This window comes from Oxalobacteraceae sp. CFBP 8761 (assembly GCA_014841595.1).
GTDB lineage: Bacteria > Pseudomonadota > Gammaproteobacteria > Burkholderiales > Burkholderiaceae_D > Telluria.
The window spans coordinates 186,864-208,805 of record JACYUE010000004.1; the positions used below are offsets into that span (position 1 = coordinate 186,864).

At 65.1% G+C, this 21,942-nt stretch carries 17 protein-coding genes; 6 read left to right on the plus strand and 11 right to left on the minus strand.

Features of this window, described 5'->3' with window-relative positions; translation table 11 throughout:
• The first annotated feature begins 222 nt into the window (after window positions 1-222).
• Together IFU00_20400 and IFU00_20405 are read left to right on the plus strand one after the other, a co-directional pair.
• Window positions 223-795 carry a GbsR/MarR family transcriptional regulator gene (locus IFU00_20400; protein MBD8544643.1) on the plus strand — a complete coding sequence of 191 codons (573 nt, stop codon included), beginning with the start codon at window positions 223-225 and terminating at the stop codon, window positions 793-795.
• Window positions 796-876: 81 nt separating this feature from the next.
• Window positions 877-1,449 (plus strand): hypothetical protein, encoded by a 573-nt coding sequence (locus tag IFU00_20405; GenBank protein MBD8544644.1) that lies wholly within the window; start codon window positions 877-879, stop codon window positions 1,447-1,449.
• On the opposite strand, the gene IFU00_20410 is transcribed toward IFU00_20405, so the two are convergent.
• The 9 genes from IFU00_20410 to IFU00_20450 all read right to left on the minus strand — a co-directional run bounded on the left by IFU00_20410 (window position 1,388) and on the right by IFU00_20450 (window position 15,777).
• Window positions 1,388-2,401, minus strand: coding sequence for an alpha/beta hydrolase (locus IFU00_20410; GenBank protein MBD8544645.1), 1,014 nt, complete (start codon window positions 2,399-2,401; stop codon window positions 1,388-1,390). The genes IFU00_20405 and IFU00_20410 overlap by 62 nt on opposite strands.
• A 34-nt stretch (window positions 2,402-2,435) precedes the next feature.
• A complete protein-coding gene (locus IFU00_20415; GenBank protein ID MBD8544646.1) occupies window positions 2,436-3,956 on the minus strand; it encodes a HAMP domain-containing protein in 1,521 nt (506 codons plus the stop codon).
• Entirely contained in the window at window positions 3,919-4,626 is a 708-nt protein-coding gene (locus IFU00_20420; protein ID MBD8544647.1) for a response regulator transcription factor, read from the minus strand. Before IFU00_20420 ends, IFU00_20415 begins: the two co-directional genes overlap by 38 nt.
• The gene (locus IFU00_20425) at window positions 4,598-5,884 is read right to left on the minus strand and encodes a carbohydrate ABC transporter substrate-binding protein (GenBank protein MBD8544648.1); all 1,287 of its coding nucleotides are present in this window, start codon (window positions 5,882-5,884) and stop codon (window positions 4,598-4,600) included. Before IFU00_20425 ends, IFU00_20420 begins: the two co-directional genes overlap by 29 nt.
• Window positions 5,885-6,071: 187 nt before the next feature.
• On the minus strand, window positions 6,072-8,585 hold the full coding sequence (locus IFU00_20430) for a carbohydate-binding domain-containing protein (protein ID MBD8544649.1): 2,514 nt from the start codon (window positions 8,583-8,585) through the stop codon (window positions 6,072-6,074).
• 106 nt (window positions 8,586-8,691) lie between these two features.
• Window positions 8,692-9,918, minus strand: a complete 1,227-nt coding sequence (locus IFU00_20435) for a carbohydrate ABC transporter substrate-binding protein (GenBank protein ID MBD8544650.1) — start codon at window positions 9,916-9,918, stop codon at window positions 8,692-8,694.
• 31 nt (window positions 9,919-9,949) lie between these two features.
• On the minus strand, window positions 9,950-11,653 hold the full coding sequence (locus tag IFU00_20440; GenBank protein ID MBD8544651.1) for a hypothetical protein: 1,704 nt from the start codon (window positions 11,651-11,653) through the stop codon (window positions 9,950-9,952).
• A gap of 36 nt (window positions 11,654-11,689) precedes the next feature.
• Window positions 11,690-14,344: a TonB-dependent receptor gene (locus IFU00_20445; GenBank protein ID MBD8544652.1), complete on the minus strand. Its 2,655-nt coding sequence runs from the start codon at window positions 14,342-14,344 to the stop codon at window positions 11,690-11,692.
• A gap of 77 nt (window positions 14,345-14,421) precedes the next feature.
• Window positions 14,422-15,777, minus strand: a complete 1,356-nt coding sequence (locus IFU00_20450; GenBank protein MBD8544653.1) for a sugar MFS transporter — start codon at window positions 15,775-15,777, stop codon at window positions 14,422-14,424.
• Window positions 15,778-16,262: 485 nt separating this feature from the next.
• Here IFU00_20450 and IFU00_20455 point away from each other — a divergent pair, with 485 nt between their 5' ends.
• The 4 genes from IFU00_20455 (at window position 16,263) to IFU00_20470 (ending at window position 20,738) form a co-directional block, all read left to right on the plus strand.
• Window positions 16,263-17,267, plus strand: a complete 1,005-nt coding sequence (locus tag IFU00_20455) for a PEP-CTERM sorting domain-containing protein (protein MBD8544654.1) — start codon at window positions 16,263-16,265, stop codon at window positions 17,265-17,267.
• Between the two features lie 307 nt (window positions 17,268-17,574).
• Entirely contained in the window at window positions 17,575-19,014 is a 1,440-nt protein-coding gene (locus tag IFU00_20460; GenBank protein ID MBD8544655.1) for a chemotaxis protein, read from the plus strand.
• A gap of 21 nt (window positions 19,015-19,035) precedes the next feature.
• Window positions 19,036-20,289 carry a hypothetical protein gene (locus IFU00_20465; protein ID MBD8544656.1) on the plus strand — a complete coding sequence of 418 codons (1,254 nt, stop codon included), beginning with the start codon at window positions 19,036-19,038 and terminating at the stop codon, window positions 20,287-20,289.
• Between the two features lie 38 nt (window positions 20,290-20,327).
• Window positions 20,328-20,738 (plus strand): phosphate ABC transporter substrate-binding protein, encoded by a 411-nt coding sequence (locus tag IFU00_20470; GenBank protein MBD8544657.1) that lies wholly within the window; start codon window positions 20,328-20,330, stop codon window positions 20,736-20,738.
• 33 nt (window positions 20,739-20,771) lie between these two features.
• Here IFU00_20470 and IFU00_20475 read toward each other — a convergent pair whose 3' ends face one another.
• Both IFU00_20475 and IFU00_20480 read right to left on the minus strand, forming a co-directional pair.
• Window positions 20,772-21,008: a hypothetical protein gene (locus IFU00_20475; protein MBD8544658.1), complete on the minus strand. Its 237-nt coding sequence runs from the start codon at window positions 21,006-21,008 to the stop codon at window positions 20,772-20,774.
• Between the two features lie 117 nt (window positions 21,009-21,125).
• Window positions 21,126-21,899 (minus strand): enoyl-CoA hydratase, encoded by a 774-nt coding sequence (locus IFU00_20480; GenBank protein MBD8544659.1) that lies wholly within the window; start codon window positions 21,897-21,899, stop codon window positions 21,126-21,128.
• Window positions 21,900-21,942 lie beyond the last annotated feature (43 nt).

The following is a 21,942-nucleotide window of genomic DNA, read 5'->3' on the forward strand; positions in this document are numbered from 1 at the left end:
ACGTGCCCCGGAATAAACTTTTTGTATTTTCTAGAACTTCAGAAATTTCGGAAGGTGAATGGATTATGCGCTGAAACTTCTGGTTTGTCTGTAATGGGTGACCAGGTTAGTCGGGAATTACGAACGTATTAACAACAATGGCGGCAAACACGTGCATGCGTGGTACGTGTCCGGGTGACGTGGGATAATTCACCTTTCACAAGCATCGAAAAGTTCGCAACCATGACGCCACTTGTCCAAACGTTTGTCAGTCACTTCGGCGAGATGGGCAGCCGCTGGGGCATCAACCGCACGGTGGGGCAAATCTATGCCCTGCTCTTCGTTTCTGAAGAACAGCTGCATGCCGACGACATCGGCGAAAAACTCGGTATTTCGCGCTCGAACGTGAGCATCGGCCTGAAAGAACTGCAGTCGTGGGGCCTGGTGCGCCTGTCGCGCATTCCGGGCGACCGCCGCGAATACTTCACGTCGCTGGGCGATGTGTGGGAAATCTTCCGCGTGGTCGCTGCCGAGCGGCGCCGGCGCGAAGTCGCCCCGACGCTGTCGGTACTGCGCGAGTCGCTGATGGCCAACGCCAATCACCCCGAAGACAAGTTCGCACAGGAGCGCATGCGCGAGATGCACGAGCTGGTCGACCTGGCCAACAACTGGTTCGACGACCTGCAGCGCCTTTCGCCCGAGTCGATGGCGCAATTGATGAAGATGGGTTCCAAAGTCCAGAAGTTGCTCTCGGCCAAGGACCGCCTGTTCGCTGCCAAAGACGGCAAGGCGCCGAAGCAAACGCCGGAAGAATAAGGCGGTCGGCAGAGCCGTGCTCGCCTCTTTCGGCCGACCGGCTAGACTGGGCTTTTCCTTTTTCTCTTACCAGTCCAGTCCATGAATATCGCTTGTATCGCCTGGGGCTCGCTGCTCTGGAAACCCCAGGGCCTGAAGCTCGCCTCCGGATGGCATCCGGGTGGCCCCGCCATGCCCATCGAATTTGCCCGCCAGAGCGACGACAGTCCCGAACTGGCACTCGTGCTGTGCGACAGCGCGCGCCTCATGCCCACCTACTGGGCCTACGTCGCCACCGATGACCTGGATACCGCCCGCGCCATGCTGTTCGCGCGCGAAAAGATCAGGGCTGCGTTCCCCGAGTGGGTCGGCAGCGTGCCGGCGCAGGATGGCGCAGAAGACAATCCGCGCGTGGCCGCCTGGTTGCGCGCCAAGGGCATTGATGCCGCCATCTGGACCGCGATCCCGCCGAAATTCAATGGCGTGAGCGGCCGCGTGCCGACCGTCGACGAAGCCGTGGCATGGCTGGACAGCTGCAGCGGCGCGCAGCGCGACGCCGCCGAGGATTACATCCGCCGCACGCCGGCCCATATCGACACCGCGTACCGGCGCATCATCGCGGCACGCCTGGGCTGGCACCCGCTGCGCGAGGCGCATGTGACGCAGATGCGCTGACCGGCGCGATGCGTTGCCGCACCCACGCCTGCGCATGCGCCAGCGTCACCCTGGCCATCACGGTCGGAAAATGAATAAAACCATGTGGCGCTTCGGGCGCCACGTTCAGTTCGACGTCGGCCACCTGCTGCCAGCGCTGCGCCATGCGCAGCGTGTCGTCGAGCAGCGGATCGCCGCCCCCAACGATCATCAGCGCCGGCGGCATGCCGGCCAGTTCGCCGAACAGCGGTGACAGCGGCGGCTGGCGGCGCGCGGCGTCGTCCAGGTCGGGCGTGAGCCCGCGCAGTCCGGCCAGCATGCGCGGCCCGTCGAGCACCAGCGTTTCGGGCCCTGCCCTGCGCACGCTGTCGGTGCCGGCCATATCGTAAACGCCGTAGTACAGGACGGCCCCGGCGATGCGCGCCAGCAGCGCCGGCCAGGCCCGCAGCCCTTGCAGCATGGCCGCAGCCAGGTGCGCGCCCGCCGATTCGCCGACCACGATCACCGGCAAGCCGGCATGGTCTGGCAAGCCACCTTGCAACAGCCAGCGCGCCGCAGCCAGACATTCTTCCATCTGCTCGTGCACGGAGGCGCGCGGCGCCAGCCGGTAATCGACCGACACCACGGCCAGGCCACAGCAGCTGGCGAAGGCCGCATTGAACGCATCGTTCATGGACGCATTGCCGACCACCCAGCCGCCGCCGTGGATGTCGAGCACGATGCCGGCCACTGGCCCGCGCGGGCGGATGATCCTGACCTGCACCTGCACTCCCTCCAGCCCCACCTTGCGCGTCTCGACCTGCAGGCCAGCGCGGCGCAGCTTGCGGTCAGCGCCGACCTGGGACAAGCGCAGCAAGCCCTGCACAAGCGGCGGCATGAAGCGGTGGCGCGATCCAAAGCGCGGCGCGCGCGCAAGCCGCGCATTGAAGCGTTTTGCTTCGTTCAGCGTGGCGTCGTCAAAGGTCAATGGCATCGGCGTTTCTGAAACATGGCGTATGAGAAAAGAGTCAAACGGCCGGCAAGCGTACCACCGCATTCAAACCACCCTCGGGATGGTTCGACAGCACCAGCCGGCCGCCATGCGCCTCGATCACGCCGCGCGCGATACCCAGGCCCAGTCCCATGCCGCCATCATTCTGCTCGCGCCCATGCGCCAGCCGCACATACGGGTCGAACAGGCTGGCAAACGCTTCATCGGGCACGCCGGGCCCGTGGTCGCGCAGGCAGATCAGCACCCAGCCAGGCTCCTGGCGCACGCTGATCTCGGCGCGCGCGCCGTAGAACAGCGCGTTGTCGAGCAGGTTGCCAAGCGCGCGCTTGAGCGCCAGCGGCTTGCCGCGCACCGTCACGCCGGACGGTTGCCAGGCCACCGCGTGCCCCGCCAGTTCGGCGCTGCGCACCATGCGGCCCAGCATCGTATCGAGCTTGATCTCGGTGGGATTTTCGTGGATGTCGCTGTCCTTCACGCATTGCAGCGCGCCCTTGACCATCATGTCGAGTTCATCGAGGTCTTCCTCGAATTCGTCGCGCAGGGCTTCGTCGTCCAGCAGTTCGGCTCGCAGTTTGAGGCGCGTGATCGGGGTGCGCAGGTCGTGTGAAATCGAGATGAACAGGCGCTCGCGGTCGTCGATATAGCGCCCGATGCGCTCGCGCATCGCGCTGAAGGCGCGCGCGGTGTTGATGAATTCGCGGCTGCCGGTTTCGGGCAGCGGGCGCGCTTCGTCGTCGTGACCCTGGCCCAAGGCCGACGCGGCATCGGACAACGCGGCCAGCGGCCGCGTGATCGAGCGCACGACGAGCAGACAAAGCAGCAGCACCACGGCCAGCGACAGGATCTGCGGCATCAGGCGATCCCACGCGAACGGATCGCTGCTGTCGAGGAAATACGGGTTCGGCATCAGCGCCGCCATGTACAGCCAGTTACCGGGCTCGATCTCGGTCTGGATCACGAGGATCGGGGCCGGGTCGGGCTTGAGCAGCAGCACATGCTGGACCCAGGCATTGGGCAGGTCGTCCAGGCGCACATCGTGTTCGGCCACCACCAGCCGGTCAGGCCGGGCAAACGCGAGCCGGAAGCCTGGCGAATGCGGCAGGTCGCTCCTGAGCGTGGCGTCGACCGTGGCAATCACGCTTTGCGCAAGCGGGTGCGGCGCGATTTGCTCGATCGGCACGTAGGCATGATTGAGGTTGACGAAAAACCGCGTGCCGCCCATTTCACGCAACTGCTGGATGATGAGCAGGCGATAGGCCGGCGGCAGGCTGCGAAAGAAGCGGATCGCGCCCGCAGCGCTGTGCGCCACGTACTGGGCCGACGATTGCGCCTCGACCTGCGATTTGGCGCGCAGCTGGCTGGCCCAGATCGCACTGGCCGCCAGCTGCGTCACCAGCACCCCGGCCACCATGACAAGGGTCAGGCGGCCAAGCAGCGACGCCGGCAACCAGCGCTGCAACGGCTGGTGCAGCACGCGCGCGAGCGGGTTGCTGCTACGGCTAGACACTGGACACGCTGACGTCGGCCGAGAACACATAGCCGGCCCCGCGCACGGTTTTGATCAGCGCCGGCTGCTTGCCGTCGTCGTTCAGCCGCAGGCGCAGGCGGCTGATCTGCACGTCCAGCGAGCGGTCGAGCGGGCCGGCGTCGCGCCCTCGCGTTTCTTCGCACAGCAGGCCACGGTCGAGGATCTTGCCTGGGTGCTCGGTGAAATATTTGAGCAGCTGGAAATCGAGCCCCGTGAGCGCCACCGGATGGCCGGCGCTGTCGGTCACCGTGCGCTCCATCAGGTCGAGGGTGAAGCCGACAAACCGGTGGTAGCGCACCGACGGCGTCTCGGGCGCGGCGCGGCGCAGGATCGCCTTGATGCGCGCCAGCAGCTCGCGCGGGCTGTAGGGCTTGGCGATGTAGTCGTCGGCGCCCAGCTCGAGGCCGACGATGCGGTCGGTTTCGTCCGAGCTGGCCGTGAGCATGATGATCGGCACATTCGAGCGCTGGCGCACCTGCTTGCACAGCGCGAAGCCGTCGGTATCGGGCAGCATCACGTCCAAGATCACCATCGACAGCGTCTCGAGGTGCGCCTGGAATTCGGCCAGGAAGCTCTCGCCGTTGTGCGACAGGATCACGTCGTACTGGTTTTTCTCCAGATACGTCTTGAGCAGCACGCAGGTTTTTTTGTCATCGTCTACGATCAGTATCTTGCGCACCCGGCGTCCCCTGGCTGGTTAAATTGAATAGTCTGAACAAGGCGGCGAGGCGGCGCTGCGCCACCGCCACCGGCACGGCGTCGTCGAGCAGATAGCGATGCACCTCGGCGATGATGGCATCGCGGCTGGCTTCATCGGTCGCCATACGGTGCACGAGGCTGGGCGCCTGCACGGCCTGGCCGCCGGCGAAGGTCGTCCACGACGCCCGCGCGCAACTGTCCATGCGCGCCGGATCGGCATCGCGCCGTACCGGCACTGCGCCCTTGAGCAGATTGAAGTCGGCCTGGATCGAGGGCGAGAGCAGCAGGCGCGCCATCTTTTCCTGCGCCTCGCGGTGCCGGTAGTCGCCGGCGAACATCGACAGCGTGTCGACACTGTACAGGTGATACGCGCCGGTGCCCGGCGCGCCGACGCAGCCATAATCCTGGTCGAGCACCATCCGGTGTTCGGCCAGCTCGGGCTTGGCCCAGTCGCCCATGATCATCATGCCGGCCTGGCCGGCGGCGAAGCGGCGCACGACCTCGGTCCAGGGCCGCTCGGCCAGTTGGCCGCCGGCCCAGCCCTTGATCGTGCGCAGGCGCTGCAGCGCGTGCGCGGTGCGCGCATCAAAAGCGGCGGCCGGACTGCGGCGCACGAACAGCGCGCGATAGAAGGCCGGCCCGCTCTCGGCCAGCACGAGGTTTTCGAACAGCGCCGCCACCTGCCAGGCTTCGCTGCTTTGCGCCAGCGGCTGCACGCCCGCGGCCAGCAGGCGCGCAGCGACGGCGTCGAATTCGGACCAGGTGGTGGGCGGCGCCAGCTTGAGCCGGGCGAACAGCGTGCGGTTGTAGAACAGCGTATTGACGCGGTGGATGCCAAGCGGCGCGGCCATCGTGTGCTTGCGGTACTGGATCAGGTTCTGGACCGTGGGGAACAGCACGCCGCGCCAGTTGTCGGCAACGGCCACATTGTCCAGTTCGAGCAGCAGGCCCATCTCGGCCCATTCGGCGACCGATACGCCGATGATCTGCGTGACTTCGGGCGCGTCGCCGGCCAGCACCCTGCCCTTGAGGACCTTGCCGGCGCCGATGCCGGCGCCGCCGGGAATCGCGGCGTCTTCCCACTGCACGCCTTCCTTCCCGAGGCGCTGCGCCAGCAGGTCGGCCGCGCGGCGCTCGCTGGCGGAGGTCCACCAGTGCAGCACCTGCAGGCCGGACGATGGCGCCGCGGACGACGTTGCAGACGACATCGCGGGTGCCGGTGGCACGATCGCCAGCATCGGCGCTGCCGCCTGCACGGCGCCATTGAAGGCGCAGGCAGAGGCCAGTACGGCAGCAATCCGCAGGCGTCGCCAGTCGCACCAACGCGCTGCCACTTTTCCGATCGACGCTCTCACCCGGTATCCCGCAGAAAACGCTGATTATAGCCCCGTGCTTCGCTACCCAGCAGGCATTTCGGCCACGCCGTCAGCGCCGGTCGATGCGCGCCACCAGCCCCGGCCTGCCATTGCGGTCAAAGGCCGCGACCTGGATCAGCCCACGCTCGGCGATCGGCCCGGTCACCGGCCGGCTGCTGGCGCTCGGCGTGCTGCCATCCACGGTATAGCGCAGTGCGATCCCCGGCAATACATGGTTGACCAGGACCTTGTCGCCGTCGAGCAGCAGGCCGGGTGGCGCAATGCGGTACGCCACGCCGGTGCGATCCAGATCGAGCCGCGGCAGCACGCGCTGGCCCAGCGCATTGACGAAGCCCGACCAGGCCGTGCGATGCAGCGCCGCCGCCTTCGTGGCATCGGGCTCGGTGGCCCAGGCCGGATCCGGCGCCCAGGCCCGTTCTGCCACCGCCAGCAGGCGCGGCATGACCAGGTAATCGATGCGAGCCGGATCGCGCACCGTTTCGGTAAACAAGGTCGCCTCCAGGCCGCGCACGCGACGCTTGCCGTAATCGGTCAGGCCGTCCTTGCCCACGCGCGCAGCCTCGGTCGCGTTCTTCAGGTAGTCAAACGGGATGAAGTCATACGGGGTCTCAAGTTCGACGTAGTCGCCCCAGTTCACGCCCGGTTCTTCCGGGTTGGCGTTGTGGGCCATGTCCATGTACATCTTGGTCACGGGCGCGAGCACGATGTCATAGCCGGCGTTGGCCAGCCGATAGGCCAGGTCTTCGGCGCCTTCGGTATTGTTCCAGACCCAGGCCAGGAATCCTTTTTGCGTGAAGCGCGGGTTCGGGATCAGCTTGTTCTTGCCATGCAGCGTGGTCTTGCGCGCCGCCAGCTCTTCCCAGCCCGACGTGTAGAGGCCATGCTTGCGCAGCATGCCGTCGACCCGTTCATAGAAATAATCCCACAGGTCGGCTGTCGATTCGAGGTGTTCGCGCGCCATCATCGCGCGGCTGGCCGGGGATTGTTCCCAGGCGCCGTTCGGCAGTTCGTCGCCGCCCATGTGGATCGTATGCAGCGGCACGCCCGCTTCGCGGTGCAGCTTCACCACTTCGTCCACCACGTGCTGGACGAACGTGAAGCTCGATTCCAGACCCGGATTGAGCACGTGATCGTTGTACAGCTGCGGCGACTTGTAGACCGAGCGATCGGCGAAATCATTGAGCAGATACTTGGCCGCGTCCTTGTCGCCGGCTGCCTTCAGGCGGTGGTAGCGCGCTTCCATCGCCTGCACGGCGGCGCGCGCGTGGCCCGGCATTTCGAGTTCGGGAATCACTTCGATGTGACGCGCGGCCGCGTAGCGCAGGATCTCGATGTAGTCGGCGCGCGTGTAGTAGCCGCTGCCGCCCGTATCGCGCGGGTCGGGCCCGGAGCCATAGGCCGGCTGCAGGCGCACGCCCGGCCTGGCGCTATGGCCGCGCACGGCGCCGATCGACGTCAGTTCGGGCAGGCCGGCGATCTCGAGGCGCCAGCCTTCGTCCTCGGTCAGGTGGAAGTGGAACTTGTTCATCTTGTAGCGCGCCATCAGGTCGAGCCACTTGAACACGGTTTCCTTGGTGTGGAAGTTGCGCGAGACGTCCAGCATGAAGCCGCGATAGGCAAAGCGCGGCGCATCGACGATCGTCACCTCGGGCACCGACTGCTCGGCGGCGCCAGGCAACGGCAGCAGATCGCGCAGGGTCTGCAGGCCATACGCCACGCCGGCCGGGCTGTTGCCGACGATCGTGATGCCCGCACCGGCGCCGCTGCCTGCGCGCACCGCAAGGCTGTACGCTTCGGGCGAGGTCTGTCCTTCGACCTTGCCCACGCTCAGGCGCAGCGCCGGCCCGCTGCCCTGCAGCGATGCCGGGAACAGCGAGCGCGCCAGGTCCGCTTCGCCTGCCAGCGCCGCTGATGCGTTCACCACCGGCTTGCCTGTCAGGCGCAGCTTGCCGCTGCCCTGCGTCAGTTGCAGGGGCGTCGGCAGCACAAGGGGCACGGCGCTCGCCGGCAGCAGGTCGGCACGCTGGTTGCTGCGATACGTATCGGCTGCGGTGACCACGGGCCGGGCACCCGTGTCGCCCTTGTCGAGCTGCTCGGGCCGCGTCACCGGCAGCAGCGCAAAATCGGTGATCGCCACGCCGACCTCGGGCTGCGCGTCGTACACCAGATAAGGCCCGATCGGCGCCCGCGCCATCTTGATGATCACCTGCGGGTGGTAGTAATCAATGTCGAGCGACTGCCCCGGCGCCAGGCCCGCAAAGTTTGCTTGCGGGCGCAGGCGGTACAGATTGCCGGCGACCTGCTCCATGCGCAGATTGCCTCCCACCGCGCCCTGTACGACGCCATCCATGCTGTTGAAGTACAGCGTCCAGCCCTTGGCTGGCAGGCGCTGGCTGTCGTTGTTGGTCAGGGTCATGCGCGCCTTGGCGCGGCCTTCCGGCATCTGCGGCGTGTACTCGTTGCGCAGCAGTTCCCAGCGCATCTGCAGCCGGGCGCCGCTGGCGACGCCTTCCATGCTGGCCGCAGCGGATGCTGACAGCGGGGTGGGTGGCGCCGCAGCCATGCCGGCCAGCGGCGTGGCCAGCAGCAGCGACGCGAGGGCGCAGCGTCGAACCAGGTGTGTGGTATCCAAGAGTGTCTCCAATCCAGCCAAAAAGTGGGTTCGTCGTTCAGGGTTGCGGGGGCTTGTACCACCGGTCGAAATCGCGTTGCAGCCTGGCGGCCGCAGGTTCGGGCGCCAGCGTCCCTTTCAGCACGTCGGCGTTGACGCGCCATAGCACGCTTTCCATGCTGGGTTGTCCGCGGTGCAGCACTTGCGCATTGAGGCGCACGGTCGACGCGCAGCTGTTGCGCCACTCGACCATCTGCTTGGCGACCGGATCGCGCATCGCAATCAGGTGATTCGACAGCGTGAAAAAGCCGGTCAGCCGGTTGCTGTAGATGTCGGCAAATTCCTGCGAGCCAACCCAGGCCAGGAACCTGAAAGCGTCCTGCTTGTTCTTCGATGCGCGGTTCACGCCCAGCCCCAGGTCCATGTGGTCCGAGATGAAGCAGGCATCGCCGCGCCGCTTCACCGGCGCGGCGAACACGCCCAGCTCCAGGCCGGGCGCGCTGCTGAAACGCGCGATATCCCAAGACCCGGCCGGATAGATCGCGGCGCGACCCGTGGCGAACATCGCCTGGCTCTGGCCATAGGTTTGCGTGGCGGCGCTGGCGGGCAGATAGGCGCCCATGCGCGCACCGAAGCGCAGCGCCTCGACGAACGGCGGATCAGTCAGGCGCGCGCGCCCGTCCGCCAGCGCCTTCTGGCCAGCTTCGCCGCGCCAGAAATTCGGCCCGATATTGGTAAATACCAGCTGGCTCGCTTCCCAGCCATCGGCCATGCCGAGCGCCAGCGGCGCGACGCCGTTCTTCTTCAGCACATCGAGCACGCGAAAGAATTCATCCACCGTGCGTGGCGCCTGCAGGTCGTACTTCCGGAAGATCGCCTTGTTGTACATGAAGCCGTGGATCACCGACGCCACCGGCATGCAGAAGGCTTCCTTGCCGCCGGCCGTCTGCCAGGCCACCATCGCGCCCGGCTCGAAATACTGCATCCCGGGCTTGCCATCGAGGCGCTCCAGGTGCCCCTGCGCATACAGGGTCAGGGATGCGTCGAACGGGCGGCATGCAACCAGGTCACCGGCGCTGCCGTCGGCCAGGCGCGCCGCGAGGCGGCCATCGTAGTCGGTCGGCGCGGTCGGCGCGAACTTGACGTCGATGCCGGGATGGCTGCGCTGGAACGCGGGGATCAGCACCTTTTCCCACAGCGCCTTGTCGTCCACGCGCCAGCTCTCGATCACGAGCGTGCCGGCGTGCGCGAGCGGCGCCGCAAGGGTCAATAGTGCGCACAGCATCCATCCGGCAAAGTGCATCGACCTGCCCTTCTCAGTAGTGCGCGTACGGATTCTTGTTCCGGTTCGCGTAGTACAACCAGGCAGTGCCTGCCACGCTGCCCGAACTGGTGAAGTCCGCATTGGTATTGCGCGTTGCGTACGGCATGCTGCCCAGCTTGTCGACCATGTAGTTCAGCGACTCGAGCATCTGACTGGCCCCGTTGCCCGCGCACTGCATCGTGGGTGCGCCCTGGCGCATCGCCATGATCGCGCCCAGGCTGCCCTCGCTCCAGACAAACGGCGCACTTGACGGCACGTTGTCGTAGATGACGTCGTAGAAGCCGACGATGCCAGTCACCTTGCGCGACGGGTAGTCCAGGCGGCCGCCGACATTGAAATAGTCGCACATCCCCGGCAATGCAGCGGCGAAGTTCTGTCCGGCGCTGCCGACGTTCCCCAGCGCCAGTACCGACCACGAATAGGTGTCGAGATAGCGCTCGCCCGTATTCAGGGTGCCGGTATTGGCGTCGTAGCCACCCAAAAAGCGCGTGCCGTTCCACAGGCTTTCCGCCATCTGCCGCAACTGCGTGGCGGCGGTCAGGTATTGGCTGCCGCCATTGAGCGCGTGGTACTGGTGCAGGCTGGCGTAGGCGTCGAGCTGGTGCTCCAGCGCGAAGATGCCGGTGCGGCCCGCCACGTAGTTGGTCGGTGCGAAGCGCAAGCCGCTGCGGCCCACGCCATTGATCGTCACGGCCACGGTTTCTGCGCGCAGGTAGTCGTGCAGGCGGGTCGACATGACCAGGTACTTCGTGCTGTCAAAGGCTTTCTGGTAGGCGTTGAGCGCCATGCCGAACCAGGCGTTGGCGCCGGCGATGCGCATGTCCACGCCGGGATTGGCGTCGGCGCCGTCGGCCAGATAGGCAAACACCCAGGCGCCGGACGCCGACTGCGATTTGGCCAGTGCGTTGATGATCTGCTCGGCGCTGGCCTGCTCGCCGGCCAGGCTGAAGGCGATCACGGCCAGCGCCTGGTCGTACAGGAAGGCTGAGTCCATGTCGTGGAAGCTGCGGATCAGGCGCCCCGCGCCATACGGCCCGCCAGTGATTTGCGGCGTATTCATCATGCGCTGCAGTGCGGCGATCTGCGCGTTGGCGGATGTTGCCGGCGCCGGGAAATAAGCGGCGGTGTAGGCCGTGACCGCCGCCGGATCGACTGGCAGCGACAGCTTGGTCGTGCCCGTGATCTGGCCGCTGCAAAAGCCACCGGCCGCATTGCAGTTGGCGCCCGAGAGCGGATCGTACGATGCCGGATGCAGCACCAGCACGGCGCGGTCGGCGCTGCCCACCGAACGTGGCAGGGTCAGCGTGAACGTGCCGTCGGCGTTGATGACGGCGCTTGCATCGGCCTGGTAATAGAACACGTCGTGGTGGACGAACACGCCGATACGATAGTTCTGCACGCTCCCCGCCGGCAGCGTGTGCGCGCCCCGGAACACGGTCTGCGTGGCCGACTGCGTCAGTTGCGAGACGCCGAACGCCACCGCCGGCGTGGTGGCCAGCGGCGGTTCATTGTACGGAAAATCCCACCCCGACCAGACGGGCCACGGCGATGCAGCAGCCACGGCGACGGGCGCCGCTGACAACTGCCGCGACACCTCAGCGCCACCATCGGCGGCATTGCCACCACAACCGGCCAGCACCAGCGCCGTCGCTACCGCCGTTGCCACACCACCCAGACCATTGTTCGCATCACGCATCGCATTCTCCTGAAGGACACACTGCTGACATTTGCTTTACCAGTCGACACCCACGCGCACACCGAACATGCGCGGCTCGTTGTACTGGCCAATGACGTACCCAGGGTCGACGATGCGCGCATTGTTTTTGGCAAGCACGTCGTTCAGGTTGTTCACATACACCTCGGCGCGCCAGTTGCCGCTCGGTGCCGTCAAGCGCAGCGACGCGTCATACGTTGCGTAGGCGTTCTGCTGGTTGCCGACCTTGGGGTTGTCCAGGTTCTGGATGCTGAAGTACATCTTGTCCTGCCAGCGCGCCGACAGGCGTGGCGTGAGTTCGTAGTCGCCGGCCAGCATGAAGCGCTGCGAGACTTCGATCCGCGCCGAGTTGCGCGGCGCGTTCGGCAAATCATTACCCACCACGTTCGCCGGGAAGCGGCCGACCAGCGCCTGGTTCGGGCCCGTGTAGCGCACGCACGGCTCCACGCCGTAAGTGGCGCGGAATGGCCCGCACGGCACGTCACGCCAGGTCTGCGTGTAATCCGGGTACGACACCACCTTGGCGCGCAGGTGCGAGTACTGGAAATTGACTTCGGCGCCGGCCCATGGGCGGTATTTGCCTTCCAGTTCCAGGCCCGAGATCTTCGCTTCGGCCGCATTCGTGGTGCCATACAACACCGCTGAATCGCACGATGGATTGGCGGCGGTGCACGGGATCGCCGGGATGATCTTGCCCATCTCGACCGCGCCGGTCATCTGCATGTCCTTGTAGCGGCTGTGGAAGGCGGTGGCCGAGAACGACAGGCGGTTGTCCAGCATGCGGCCCTTGTAGCCGACCTCGAAGTTGGTCAGCGTTTCAGGCTTCCATGGCAGGAAGGTGTAGTGCGGGCCCGGCTCACGGTCGGCGCAGTTGCCGCCCAGGCCGCGTGCGCAGATATTCTGCTTGTCGCTGAAGCCACCGGCCTTGTAGCCGGTCGAGAGCGAACCGAACACGAAGTCGTCCGGCGTGACCTGGTAGCTCAGGCCCAGGCGCCATGTGAACTTGTTCCACGAATCGCGGTTGCTGCTGATGTCGGGCGTGATGCCGGCCATGCCGGCCACGCCGTAGTACGAACCCATGCCGGGTTTGAGGTCGCTGCTGTTGAAGAAGCGGCCCGGGATCGGCGTGTACTGGCCCTGGAAGTACGAGTACGGATCGCCCGTGGTGCCCGAATCGTAGAACTTGCCGTTCTTGTCTTCGCGCTCGTCGCGCGTCATGCGCCCGCCAACCGTCAGGTTCCATTTCGGCGCGAAGGCCCAGTCGACCTGGCCGAAGGCGGCCATCGATTCGGACTGGCGGTCGGTCTGGTCGTACAGCGCGTAGTACGGCGCGCCCGGTGCGTTGACCATCGCCGAGATCGAGTCTTCGCCGAACTCGATCGCGTTCTTTTCGTGCATCCAGAACAGGCCGGTGACGTAGCGCAGATTGCCCTGCTCACCGCGCAGCTGCAGTTCCTGGACCGTGGTCTTGAACTTGGACGAATTGGTAAAGCCGGCCGAATCGTTGACGAAGCCGCCGTAGATATTGATGTCTTCGGCCAGCGGCTGGTAGCCCGAGTCGCCGTCGCGGATCTGGCGCCGGTTCTGCTCCGAGTACGACACGTTGTATTCGACGGTCGTGTGGTCGTTCACGCTCCAGGTCAGGCGGTTGCGGAAGGTGTCGATGTTCCAGTCGAGTTCACCCGGCCGGTTGATCTTGACGTCCCACTGCCCGCCCGGGCAGGCGTGGGCCGTGCCGGCCGCCATCGTGCAATCCTTGAGCGCGATGTCGCCGGCGCCCTTGTTGGTGTAGCGCTCGTAGGCGCCGAGCCATTCGAGATCGTTGCGGATCTTCCAGCGGCCCTGCAGGCGCGCCGCCCATTCGTCCTTGTTGCCATAAGCGTCGCTGGCGCCGACCTTGCGGTTGTAGCGCTGATCGACATCGGGAATGATGTTGCCGGCCGCATCGCGCGCCGGCGTCACGCCGAATTCCGGAAAGTTCGCCGCGTAGAAATCCTGCTCCTGGTTCAGGTAGCTGTCACGCTTGATGACCATCATCGTGGCGCGCATCGCGAAGGTGTCGCTGACCGGGATGTTTTGCACGGCCGTCACCTGGCGCAGGTTGTAGCGCCCGAGCGTGAGGCCCGCATTGCCTTCGGTCGAATTGAACTGCGGCTTGTTCGGGATGATGTTGATGCTGCCGCCCGTCGCATTGCGGCCAAACAGCGTGCCCTGCGGGCCGCGCAGCACTTCGACCTGCTCCAGGTCGAACAGCAGCGCCAGCGCCGATTGCGGGCGCGGCGTGTAGATGCCGTCGACGTTCAGGCTGACCGCCGGATTGCCGATCTCGGTGAAGTCGTTGCTGCTCACGCCGCGCACCGAAATCTTCACGCCCGAGCTGCCATCGGTCGCACTGCCCAGCTGCAGGTTGGGCACTTCACCACTCAGGCCGCGCACGTCGGTGATGCCCTTGCGAGTCAGTTCTTCCTGGCCGACGGCGGTCACCGACACCGGCGTGCGCAACAGCGACGTCGAATGGCGGGTGGCCGTCACCCGCACCTCGGCGATCGCTTCACCGGTGTTTTGGCGGGGCGTCGGCGCCTGTACAGCGTCCTGCGCCAGGGCCGGCATGGCGATGCAGGCGCTGGCGACAGCCGCGCTGATCAGCGTTTTATGTGGTTTCAGTAGAGACATCCGGTGCTCCTGGTATGAAATGAAAAACGATGGACCGCGCAGCAGCGCCGTGCGGACAAGTTCTGGTGGGGTGGAAATCAGGGTCGGGCGGATGCGCCCGGACTGCGCCAGCGGCGGATCTTGTGGCCGTAAGCCGCGTACCAGAGGATCAGGCCGTAGCACGGCAGCAGCATCCAGTAAGCGCCGCGCGAGGTATTCAGATCGGCCAGGTGGCCGTACAGCAGCGGCAATACTGCGCCGCCGGAGATCGCCATGACCAGCAGCGCCGAGCCGCTCGCCGTGTAGCGGCCCAGGCCCTGCAGCGCCAGCGGCCAGATGGCCGGCCACACCATGGCGTTGGCCAGGCCCAGCAACGCCAGGTACATGACGGTGTCGGGCACCGTCGGCACGCCAGCCCAGCCGATCAATGCCTGCGAGATGCCGCTGTCGGTGGGCGAGCCGGTGGCCACGCCGACCGTCAGCAGCAGGCCGGCCACGGCCGACAGCAGCAAGGCGCGCTGCTGCGACAGGTAGCGCGGAATCGCGACCACGCCGATCAGGTAACCGAGCACCATGCACATCATCGTGTACGACGTCAGCACGCCGAAGTTGGCCACGTTCAGTTCATGCCCATACAGGCCGATGGTGTCGCCGGCGATGACTTCCACGCCAACGTAGGCAAACAGCGCCATGGCGCCCAGCACCAGTTGCGGGAACTGCAGCACGCCGGTGCGCTCGACACCTGCCTCGGGCGTGTCGGTCTCAGGCTCGATATCGCGCAGGTTCGAAAAATGGATGAATACCATGATCACGAACAGCACCGCGGCCATGCAGACATACGGCAGCACCAGGCGCTCGGACAGGCCGGCCCGCGCGGCGCTGCGGGCAACAGGGTCGAGCGCTTCGAGCGCCGTGTGCGAGAAGCTGTCGATGTCGGCCAGCATCAGCGTGGAGAACACCAGTGGCACCACCACCCCGGCGCCCTTGTTGAACAAGCCCATGATGCTGATGCGCATGGCGGCGCTCTCACGCGGGCCAAGGCAGACGATATACGGATTGATGGCGGTCTGCATCAGCGTCATGCCGCTGGCAAGTGTGAACAGCGCCACCAGGAACAATTCATAACGCGCGCTTTGCGCGGCCGGGATGAACAGCAGCGCGCCCACACACATGATGCCCAGACCGATTGTCATACCTTTCTTGTAGCCGGTGCGTACCAGCACCGCAGCCGATGGCAGGGCCATGGCCGTGTAGGCGATGTAGAAAGCGAAGGTCACCCACAGGGCCTGGAAGTTGTTCAGGCCGCAGACGATCTTCAAAAAGGGAACCAGCGAGCCATTGAGCCAGGTAACGAACCCGAGGATGAAGAACAGCAGGCCGACGAATGCCATGCCGAGGACAACGTCGCGCCTGGAATTGCCGGCCACTGGCGCGCTGGCGAGGGTCACAGCCATGCTGTGCTACCTGCGTCGATGGCGGCCAACAGTGCGCACGACAAGCGGTGCGGGAGCGTTTTGAACTGTTGCATGAATGTCCTCGTGTTATCGATGATTCATGCTAGCAGCGGTGCCAGCGGGCGACTACCAGTGGCCAGGGAACGCATAACCTCATGATTTCATTGAATTGTTGGTTGCTCACCGACGGCTGTTGCTCACACTTCTTTACAAACAGGGCCTGATCACACCTCCAGGCGCGAGAAATGCGCAGCGCTTGCTTGCAAAACTTTACAAAACGACGCGAGAAATTACAGGAGTGTGACGTCAGCGCCACATGAAGGCGGTTTCGCCGATTGCGACGTGCGATGTCGGCATGCTTTACACCGTAGCCGCGCTGTATGCAGCATTAATCTATAACTGACTGATTATTCAGTAATATTCGTCGTCGGCATGCGACTTGCTTAATTTTGAACACCAACTAAATAAACATACTGGAGACTTCGATGACCATTCCTTGCAGCCTGCGCCGTTCCGGCACGGCACTCTTCGCCGCATTCGCACTGGGCGGCCTGGCCGTGCCCGCATCCGCCACGACGATCCTCTTCGTCGGTAACAGCTTCACCTATGGCGATCCTGCTGGCGCCAAGCCGCCCCTCGTGCAGAACTACCGCCCCGATACCGTGACCGACCTGAACGGTCTGGGCATCGGTGGCGTACCGGCGCTGTTCAAGGCCATGACGATGCAGGCCGGCCTAAATTATCAGGTGAGCCTGGAGACCGAGCCCGGTTCGGGCCTGGATTTTCACTACAAGAACCGCTTCAACACGATCGTGAAACCGTTCGACATGGTGCTGCTGCAAAGCTACAGCACGCTCGACGGCGCCAAGCCGGGCAACCCGGAAACGCTGATCCGCTATTCCGGCCTGCTGGCCAATGCGTTTCGAGAACAGAATCCGGATGTCGACGTGCGCCTGACGTCGACCTGGTCGCGCGCCGACCTGACGTACCAGAATGCCAATAGCCCGTGGTTTGGGAAATCGATCTACGCAATGGCGCAGGACGTGCGCGCCGGCTACGATGCCGCCGATTCGGCCTCAAGCATCATCAGTGGCGTGATCCCCGTGGGCCAGGCCTGGAGCCAGGCCATCGCAGGCGGCCTGGCCGATGCCAACCCGTACGACGGCATTGGCGCCGGCCAGATCAACCTGTGGGCGCCGGACTCCTACCACGGCAGCAACTACGGCTACTACCTGGAAGCGCTGACCATCTTCGGCAACGTCACCGGCCTCGATCCACGCTCGCTGGGCGCGGACGATTACGTCGCGCGCGACCTCGGCATCGATGTGGCGACTGCGCTGGCCCTGCAAGGCTTTGCTGCCGCGCAGCTGGACGCGGAAGAAGTGCCCGAGCCCGGCATGCTGGCCATGTTCGCGACTGTCGGTGGCTTGCTGGTCGCCGTGCGCCGCCGTCGTGGCAATGCCAAGGCACGCCACGGCGCAGCCGCGTAGCACCTGATTACGACACTGGCTGCCATGTCTGTACGAATGGCCATAACTTCTGGCTGATTTGCACGATGTGGCAGTCAGGCAGGTCAATACTGCAGGTTCTGCCAAATTTCCGTTTGGAAATTACTCACACTTTCTCACTTTTCTCATCAAATTTACCGATCTCCGGTCTGCCAGTAGATACAAGAATGGCAAGAAGGCGCACGATCCGACAGACTTTTAGCAGGGAAAGATATTGAACGTCGCCAACAGTTTCTCTGAATCTATATTTTTCAGGTTAAATGGTGAAAAATCACTATGCGAGACTTTGATGCCGACCCAACCCAACCTGCTGCCTGTCTACCGCCATGCCGACCGCTTGCTGATCATCGTGCTATGGGCGATGCTGGGCTTTTCGCTGGCATTGGCCGGCATGCACGACACCATGAAATGGTCGCTTTTCGTCGGCCTGCCGATCGTGGCCATCGCGAGCGGCGTCACGTTCCTGGCCAGCGGCACGCTCACGAGCCGGCTGGTCAATGCCGGCGCGCTGATGGCCATGTGCGCGCTGCACATCCATCAAGGTAACGGCCGGGAAGAACTGCACTTCGGGATCTTTGTCTCGCTGGCGATCCTGCTCTGCTACCGCGACTGGCGCGTGATTCTGTTCGCGGCAGGCCTGACCGCCGTGCACCACTTCAGCTTCAACTACCTGCAAGAGCTCGGCTACGGCGTCATTTGCCTGACCCGGCCGGGACTGGCAATCGTCTTCATCCACGCCGGCTACGTCATCGTCGAAACGATGGTGCTGTGCTACATCGCGCTGGTGCTGCAACGCGAAGCGCTGCGCTCGGCCGAACTGCGCGCCAGCGTGTCGATGCTGCAGGCCCAGCACGGGATCATCGACCTGCGCTCGCTGGCGCCGGTCACCAGCAGCAGCGGCCGCGCCCTGCGCGATGTGCTGCACACGCTGCAGACGGCGATTGGCCAGGTACGCGACACGGTCGAGACCACACGCGGCGCCGCCAGCGACATTGCCGAAGGCAGCGCGCTGCTGTTCGAACACTCGCGGGACCAGACCGAGGCCTTCGGCCGCGCCGCCGCCTCCATCGACGAACTCGGCGACATCATCCGCGCCAATGCCGAGCACGCCCGGCAAGCCAATGCGCTGGCGACGCAGGCGTCGGGGATTGCCGTCGTCGGTGGGCGCCAGGTCGGCGCCGTCGTCGAGCGCATGGGCTTGATCGACACGTCGTCGCGCCAGATCGCCGAGATCACCGCCGTCATCGACGGCATCGCGTTCCAGACCAACATCCTGGCTCTCAACGCTGCGGTGGAAGCCGCCCGTGCCGGCGAACAGGGACGCGGTTTCGCCGTCGTCGCTGCCGAAGTGCGCCAACTGGCCCAGCGCTCGGGCGCCGCCGCCCGCGAAATCAAGGGCCTGATCGAGGAATCGGTGCGCCAGGTCAGCGCCGGCAGCGCGCTGGCCCAGGAAGCCGGGCGCACGATGGACAACATCGTGCAAAGCGTGACCGACGTGACTGGCATGGTCGGCAGGATCAGCGCAGCTGGCGACGATCAGGCCGTGCGTGTGGAGGCGGTGGCCGACGCCATCGGCGCCATGGACAGGTCCTTGCAGCACAATACGCAGATGGTCAGCAAGACCGCGGCCGCGGCCGATTCGCTGCAGCAGCGGGCTCATGGCCTGGCGCAGATCGTGCGCATCTTCCGGCTCGACCCGCCAGGCACGGCGCAGATGGGATTATCCTGAGCGCAGTACAATGACGACGTCATGAAATTCATGTTGACTACCCAGGCGGCGCGTGGCGTCGTCCCCGTCGCCCTGCTGCTGAGCCTATTGGCCTGGCCGCAGGGCGATGCGCGCGCGCAGGCAACGTGGAAGATGACCGGGTTCGGCACCGTCGCCGCCGTCCATGCCACGCAAGACTATGGCGACTACACGGTCAACCCCAACTCGCCTGGCCAGGCGGGCTACTCCAAAGCGTGGGCCTTCGACGTCGATAGCCGCGCCGGTGCGCAGCTCGATGTCCGGTTCGACAAGCGCTGGTCGGCCGTGGTCCAGGCGACGCAGGAAAAAAGCATCGAGAATTCGTACAAGACCTACCTTACGTGGGCCAATGTGAAGTTTCAGGCCACGCCGGAGCTGTCGCTGCGCGCCGGGCGCATTGCACTGCCGCTGTTCCTGGCCGCTGACTATCGCAAGGTGGGCTACGCCCTGCCCTGGATGCGCGCGCCCGTCGAACTGTACAGCCTGATACCGATTTCCTACAGCGACGGCGTCGACGCCTCGTACCGCTGGCATACCGGGCAGGTCAAGCACGAGACCACGCTCTCGCTCGGCCATGCGGCCGCGCGCCTGAACAAGGACCTCACCGGCAAGGCCCGCAACATCGTCGGCCTCACCGAGAGCGCGACGGCCGGCGCACTGACCGTGCGCTTCACGGCGGCTCAGGCGCTGTTGGTGGTGCCGGGTGCGGAAGCGTTGTTCGACGGCCTGCGCGCGTTCGGCCCGCCGGGCGAGGCGCTGGCAGACCGCTACGATATCGCCAAGCGCCATGTGCGCGTGTTCAGCGCCGGCTTCAACTACGATCCGGGCAACTGGTTCATCACCGGCGAGAGCGGGCGCATCAACACCAGCTCGCTGCTGGGCGACCAGACTGCCTCGTATCTGTCGGCCGGCCGGCGCTTCGGCAATGTCGCGCCCTATGTCACCTACGCGCGCCTGGTCGCCAACCTCGCCACGCAGACAGCCGGACTGCCGCTGGACGACTTGCCGCCCGAAGCGGCGGCGCTGGCGGGCTTGTTGAACAATGCATTGAATGACCAGCTGCGCCAGATTGGCGTGCAAGACACGGCCAGCGTCGGTGTGCGCTGGGACGTCGCGCCGAACATTGCCCTCAAGGGGCAGTTTGACCGCGTCAAGCCGCGCGGCGGCTCGATCGGCACCCTGATCAATGTCCAGCCGGGGTTCCGTTCCGGCCAGGCGTTCAACGTCATCAGCCTTGGCATGGACGTCGTTTTCTGACCATGATGAACCGTTCTCTTTCCACACTGCTGCTGTCGATGTGCCTGGGTCCCGCACTTGCGCTGGCACCCAACGCTGCCTCGGCAGCAGAGCTGGCCGTGATCGTCTCGGCGCGCAGCAACATCAGTATGCTCAGTGCCGACCAGGTCGCCGAGATCTTTCTGTTCCAGACCAATCGTTTCCCGAACGGCAGCGAAGTGGTTCCTATCGATCAGGATCTGGGTTCGCCGCTACGTGACGAGTTCTACAGCAAGGTCACGAACCGCACCCCGGCGCTCGTGAAAGCGCACTGGGCCAGACTGATCTTTACTGGCCGCGGTCAGCCACCGGCCGAGGTCGATGGCAACGCCGCCATGCGCAGAATGATCGCCGAGAACCCGGGAATGATTGGTTATGTCGAGCGCACGGCACTGGATCCCAGCGTGCGCGCGGTGCTGATCGTGCGCTGACAGGCGTTGCTGCCAGCGCACGATCAGCTGTTTTCAGCGATTTTCGGGATCGGCACGCCGTTCCGGCGGATCGCCCTCTTCGAAGCCGGCGACAAACACCAGCAGCACATCATTCAGGATTTTTTCCTGGCCTGCTTCGAGCAGCGCATTGGCCACCCGCGACAGTTCGACCGGATCGGCCTTGCCATAACTGCCATCGATTGCCCTGCGCGTTACCTTGCCAAGTTCAAACGCCAACTCGGCAACTGCAGTATTTTCCGTCGTTCTCATATCACCCTTTGTTTAGCGAGCACCCGCCACATGGACATCGTCATTGGTGGCGGGCACGGTTCGGCACATGATACCGGCGAACGGCCATGGGGGTGCGCCCCGGTGCCGCCTCACAGGTCAGTCGAACTTGCTGAAATCCGGCTTGCGCTTCTCGAAGAACGCCGTGAAGGCTTCCTTCGCTTCGGCGCCGCCCAGCATCGCGCTGAACTGCTCATTTTCCGCCGCGATGGTGTCCCTGACGTGCGCGGTGCGCGCGCGGCGCATCAGCGCCTTGGTCGTGCGGATCGAGGCTGGGGGCAGCTTGACCAGTTTTGCCGCTTGCGCCTGCGCGAACGCGAGCAGTTCCGCTGCCGGCAGCACGCGCGCGACGATGCCCATCTCCAGCGCTTCCTGGGCCAGGAACGGCTCGCCCAGCATCAGCTTTTCGGCGGCGCGCGTGTAGCCGGCCGACTGCGCGACCAGCAGCGACGAGGCAAATTCAGGGCACAGGCCCAGCTGCGAGAACGGCATCGAGAATTTGGCGTTGTCGGCCGCGTAGACCAGGTCGCAATGCATCAGGAGCGTGGTGCCGATGCCGACGGCGGCGCCGGCCACGGCAGCCACCACCGGTTTGGTGCAGCCTTCCAGCGCCAGCATGAACTGGAACACCGGACGCTCCGGCGTCATCGCGCCTTCGCCGGTGTTGTTCAGGAAATCGTCGAGGTCGTTACCGGCGGTGAAGATCTCGGGCTGGCCGGTGATCAGGATGGCGCGGACCGTCGTGTCCTGCTCGGCGGCGCGCAAGGCGTCGGCCATCGACTGGTACATCGCGCCGGTGATCGCGTTCTTGCGTTCGAGGCGGTTGAAGGTGATCGTGAGGATGCCGTCGGCGGTCGTGGTGAGGATGCTCATGTGGTTGTCTCCCGTTTATTCTTGGGCTGGTTGGACGCGTGGG

Coding starts and splice junctions, on each gene's coding strand:
- IFU00_20400 (MBD8544643.1), top strand. CDS start 223: ATGACGCCACTTGTCCAAACGTTTGTCAGTCACTTCGGCGAGATGGGC.
- IFU00_20405 (MBD8544644.1), top strand. CDS start 877: ATGAATATCGCTTGTATCGCCTGGGGCTCGCTGCTCTGGAAACCCCAG.
- IFU00_20410 (MBD8544645.1), bottom strand. CDS start 2,401: ATGCCATTGACCTTTGACGACGCCACGCTGAACGAAGCAAAACGCTTC.
- IFU00_20415 (MBD8544646.1), bottom strand. CDS start 3,956: ATGTGTTCTCGGCCGACGTCAGCGTGTCCAGTGTCTAGCCGTAGCAGC.
- IFU00_20425 (MBD8544648.1), bottom strand. CDS start 5,884: ATGCTGGCGATCGTGCCACCGGCACCCGCGATGTCGTCTGCAACGTCG.
- IFU00_20430 (MBD8544649.1), bottom strand. CDS start 8,585: ATGGCTGCGGCGCCACCCACCCCGCTGTCAGCATCCGCTGCGGCCAGC.
- IFU00_20435 (MBD8544650.1), bottom strand. CDS start 9,918: ATGCTGTGCGCACTATTGACCCTTGCGGCGCCGCTCGCGCACGCCGGC.
- IFU00_20440 (MBD8544651.1), bottom strand. CDS start 11,653: ATGCGTGATGCGAACAATGGTCTGGGTGGTGTGGCAACGGCGGTAGCG.
- IFU00_20445 (MBD8544652.1), bottom strand. CDS start 14,344: ATGTCTCTACTGAAACCACATAAAACGCTGATCAGCGCGGCTGTCGCC.
- IFU00_20450 (MBD8544653.1), bottom strand. CDS start 15,777: ATGGCTGTGACCCTCGCCAGCGCGCCAGTGGCCGGCAATTCCAGGCGC.
- IFU00_20455 (MBD8544654.1), top strand. CDS start 16,263: ATGACCATTCCTTGCAGCCTGCGCCGTTCCGGCACGGCACTCTTCGCC.
- IFU00_20460 (MBD8544655.1), top strand. CDS start 17,575: ATGCCGACCCAACCCAACCTGCTGCCTGTCTACCGCCATGCCGACCGC.
- IFU00_20465 (MBD8544656.1), top strand. CDS start 19,036: ATGAAATTCATGTTGACTACCCAGGCGGCGCGTGGCGTCGTCCCCGTC.
- IFU00_20470 (MBD8544657.1), top strand. CDS start 20,328: ATGTGCCTGGGTCCCGCACTTGCGCTGGCACCCAACGCTGCCTCGGCA.
- IFU00_20475 (MBD8544658.1), bottom strand. CDS start 21,008: ATGAGAACGACGGAAAATACTGCAGTTGCCGAGTTGGCGTTTGAACTT.
- IFU00_20480 (MBD8544659.1), bottom strand. CDS start 21,899: ATGAGCATCCTCACCACGACCGCCGACGGCATCCTCACGATCACCTTC.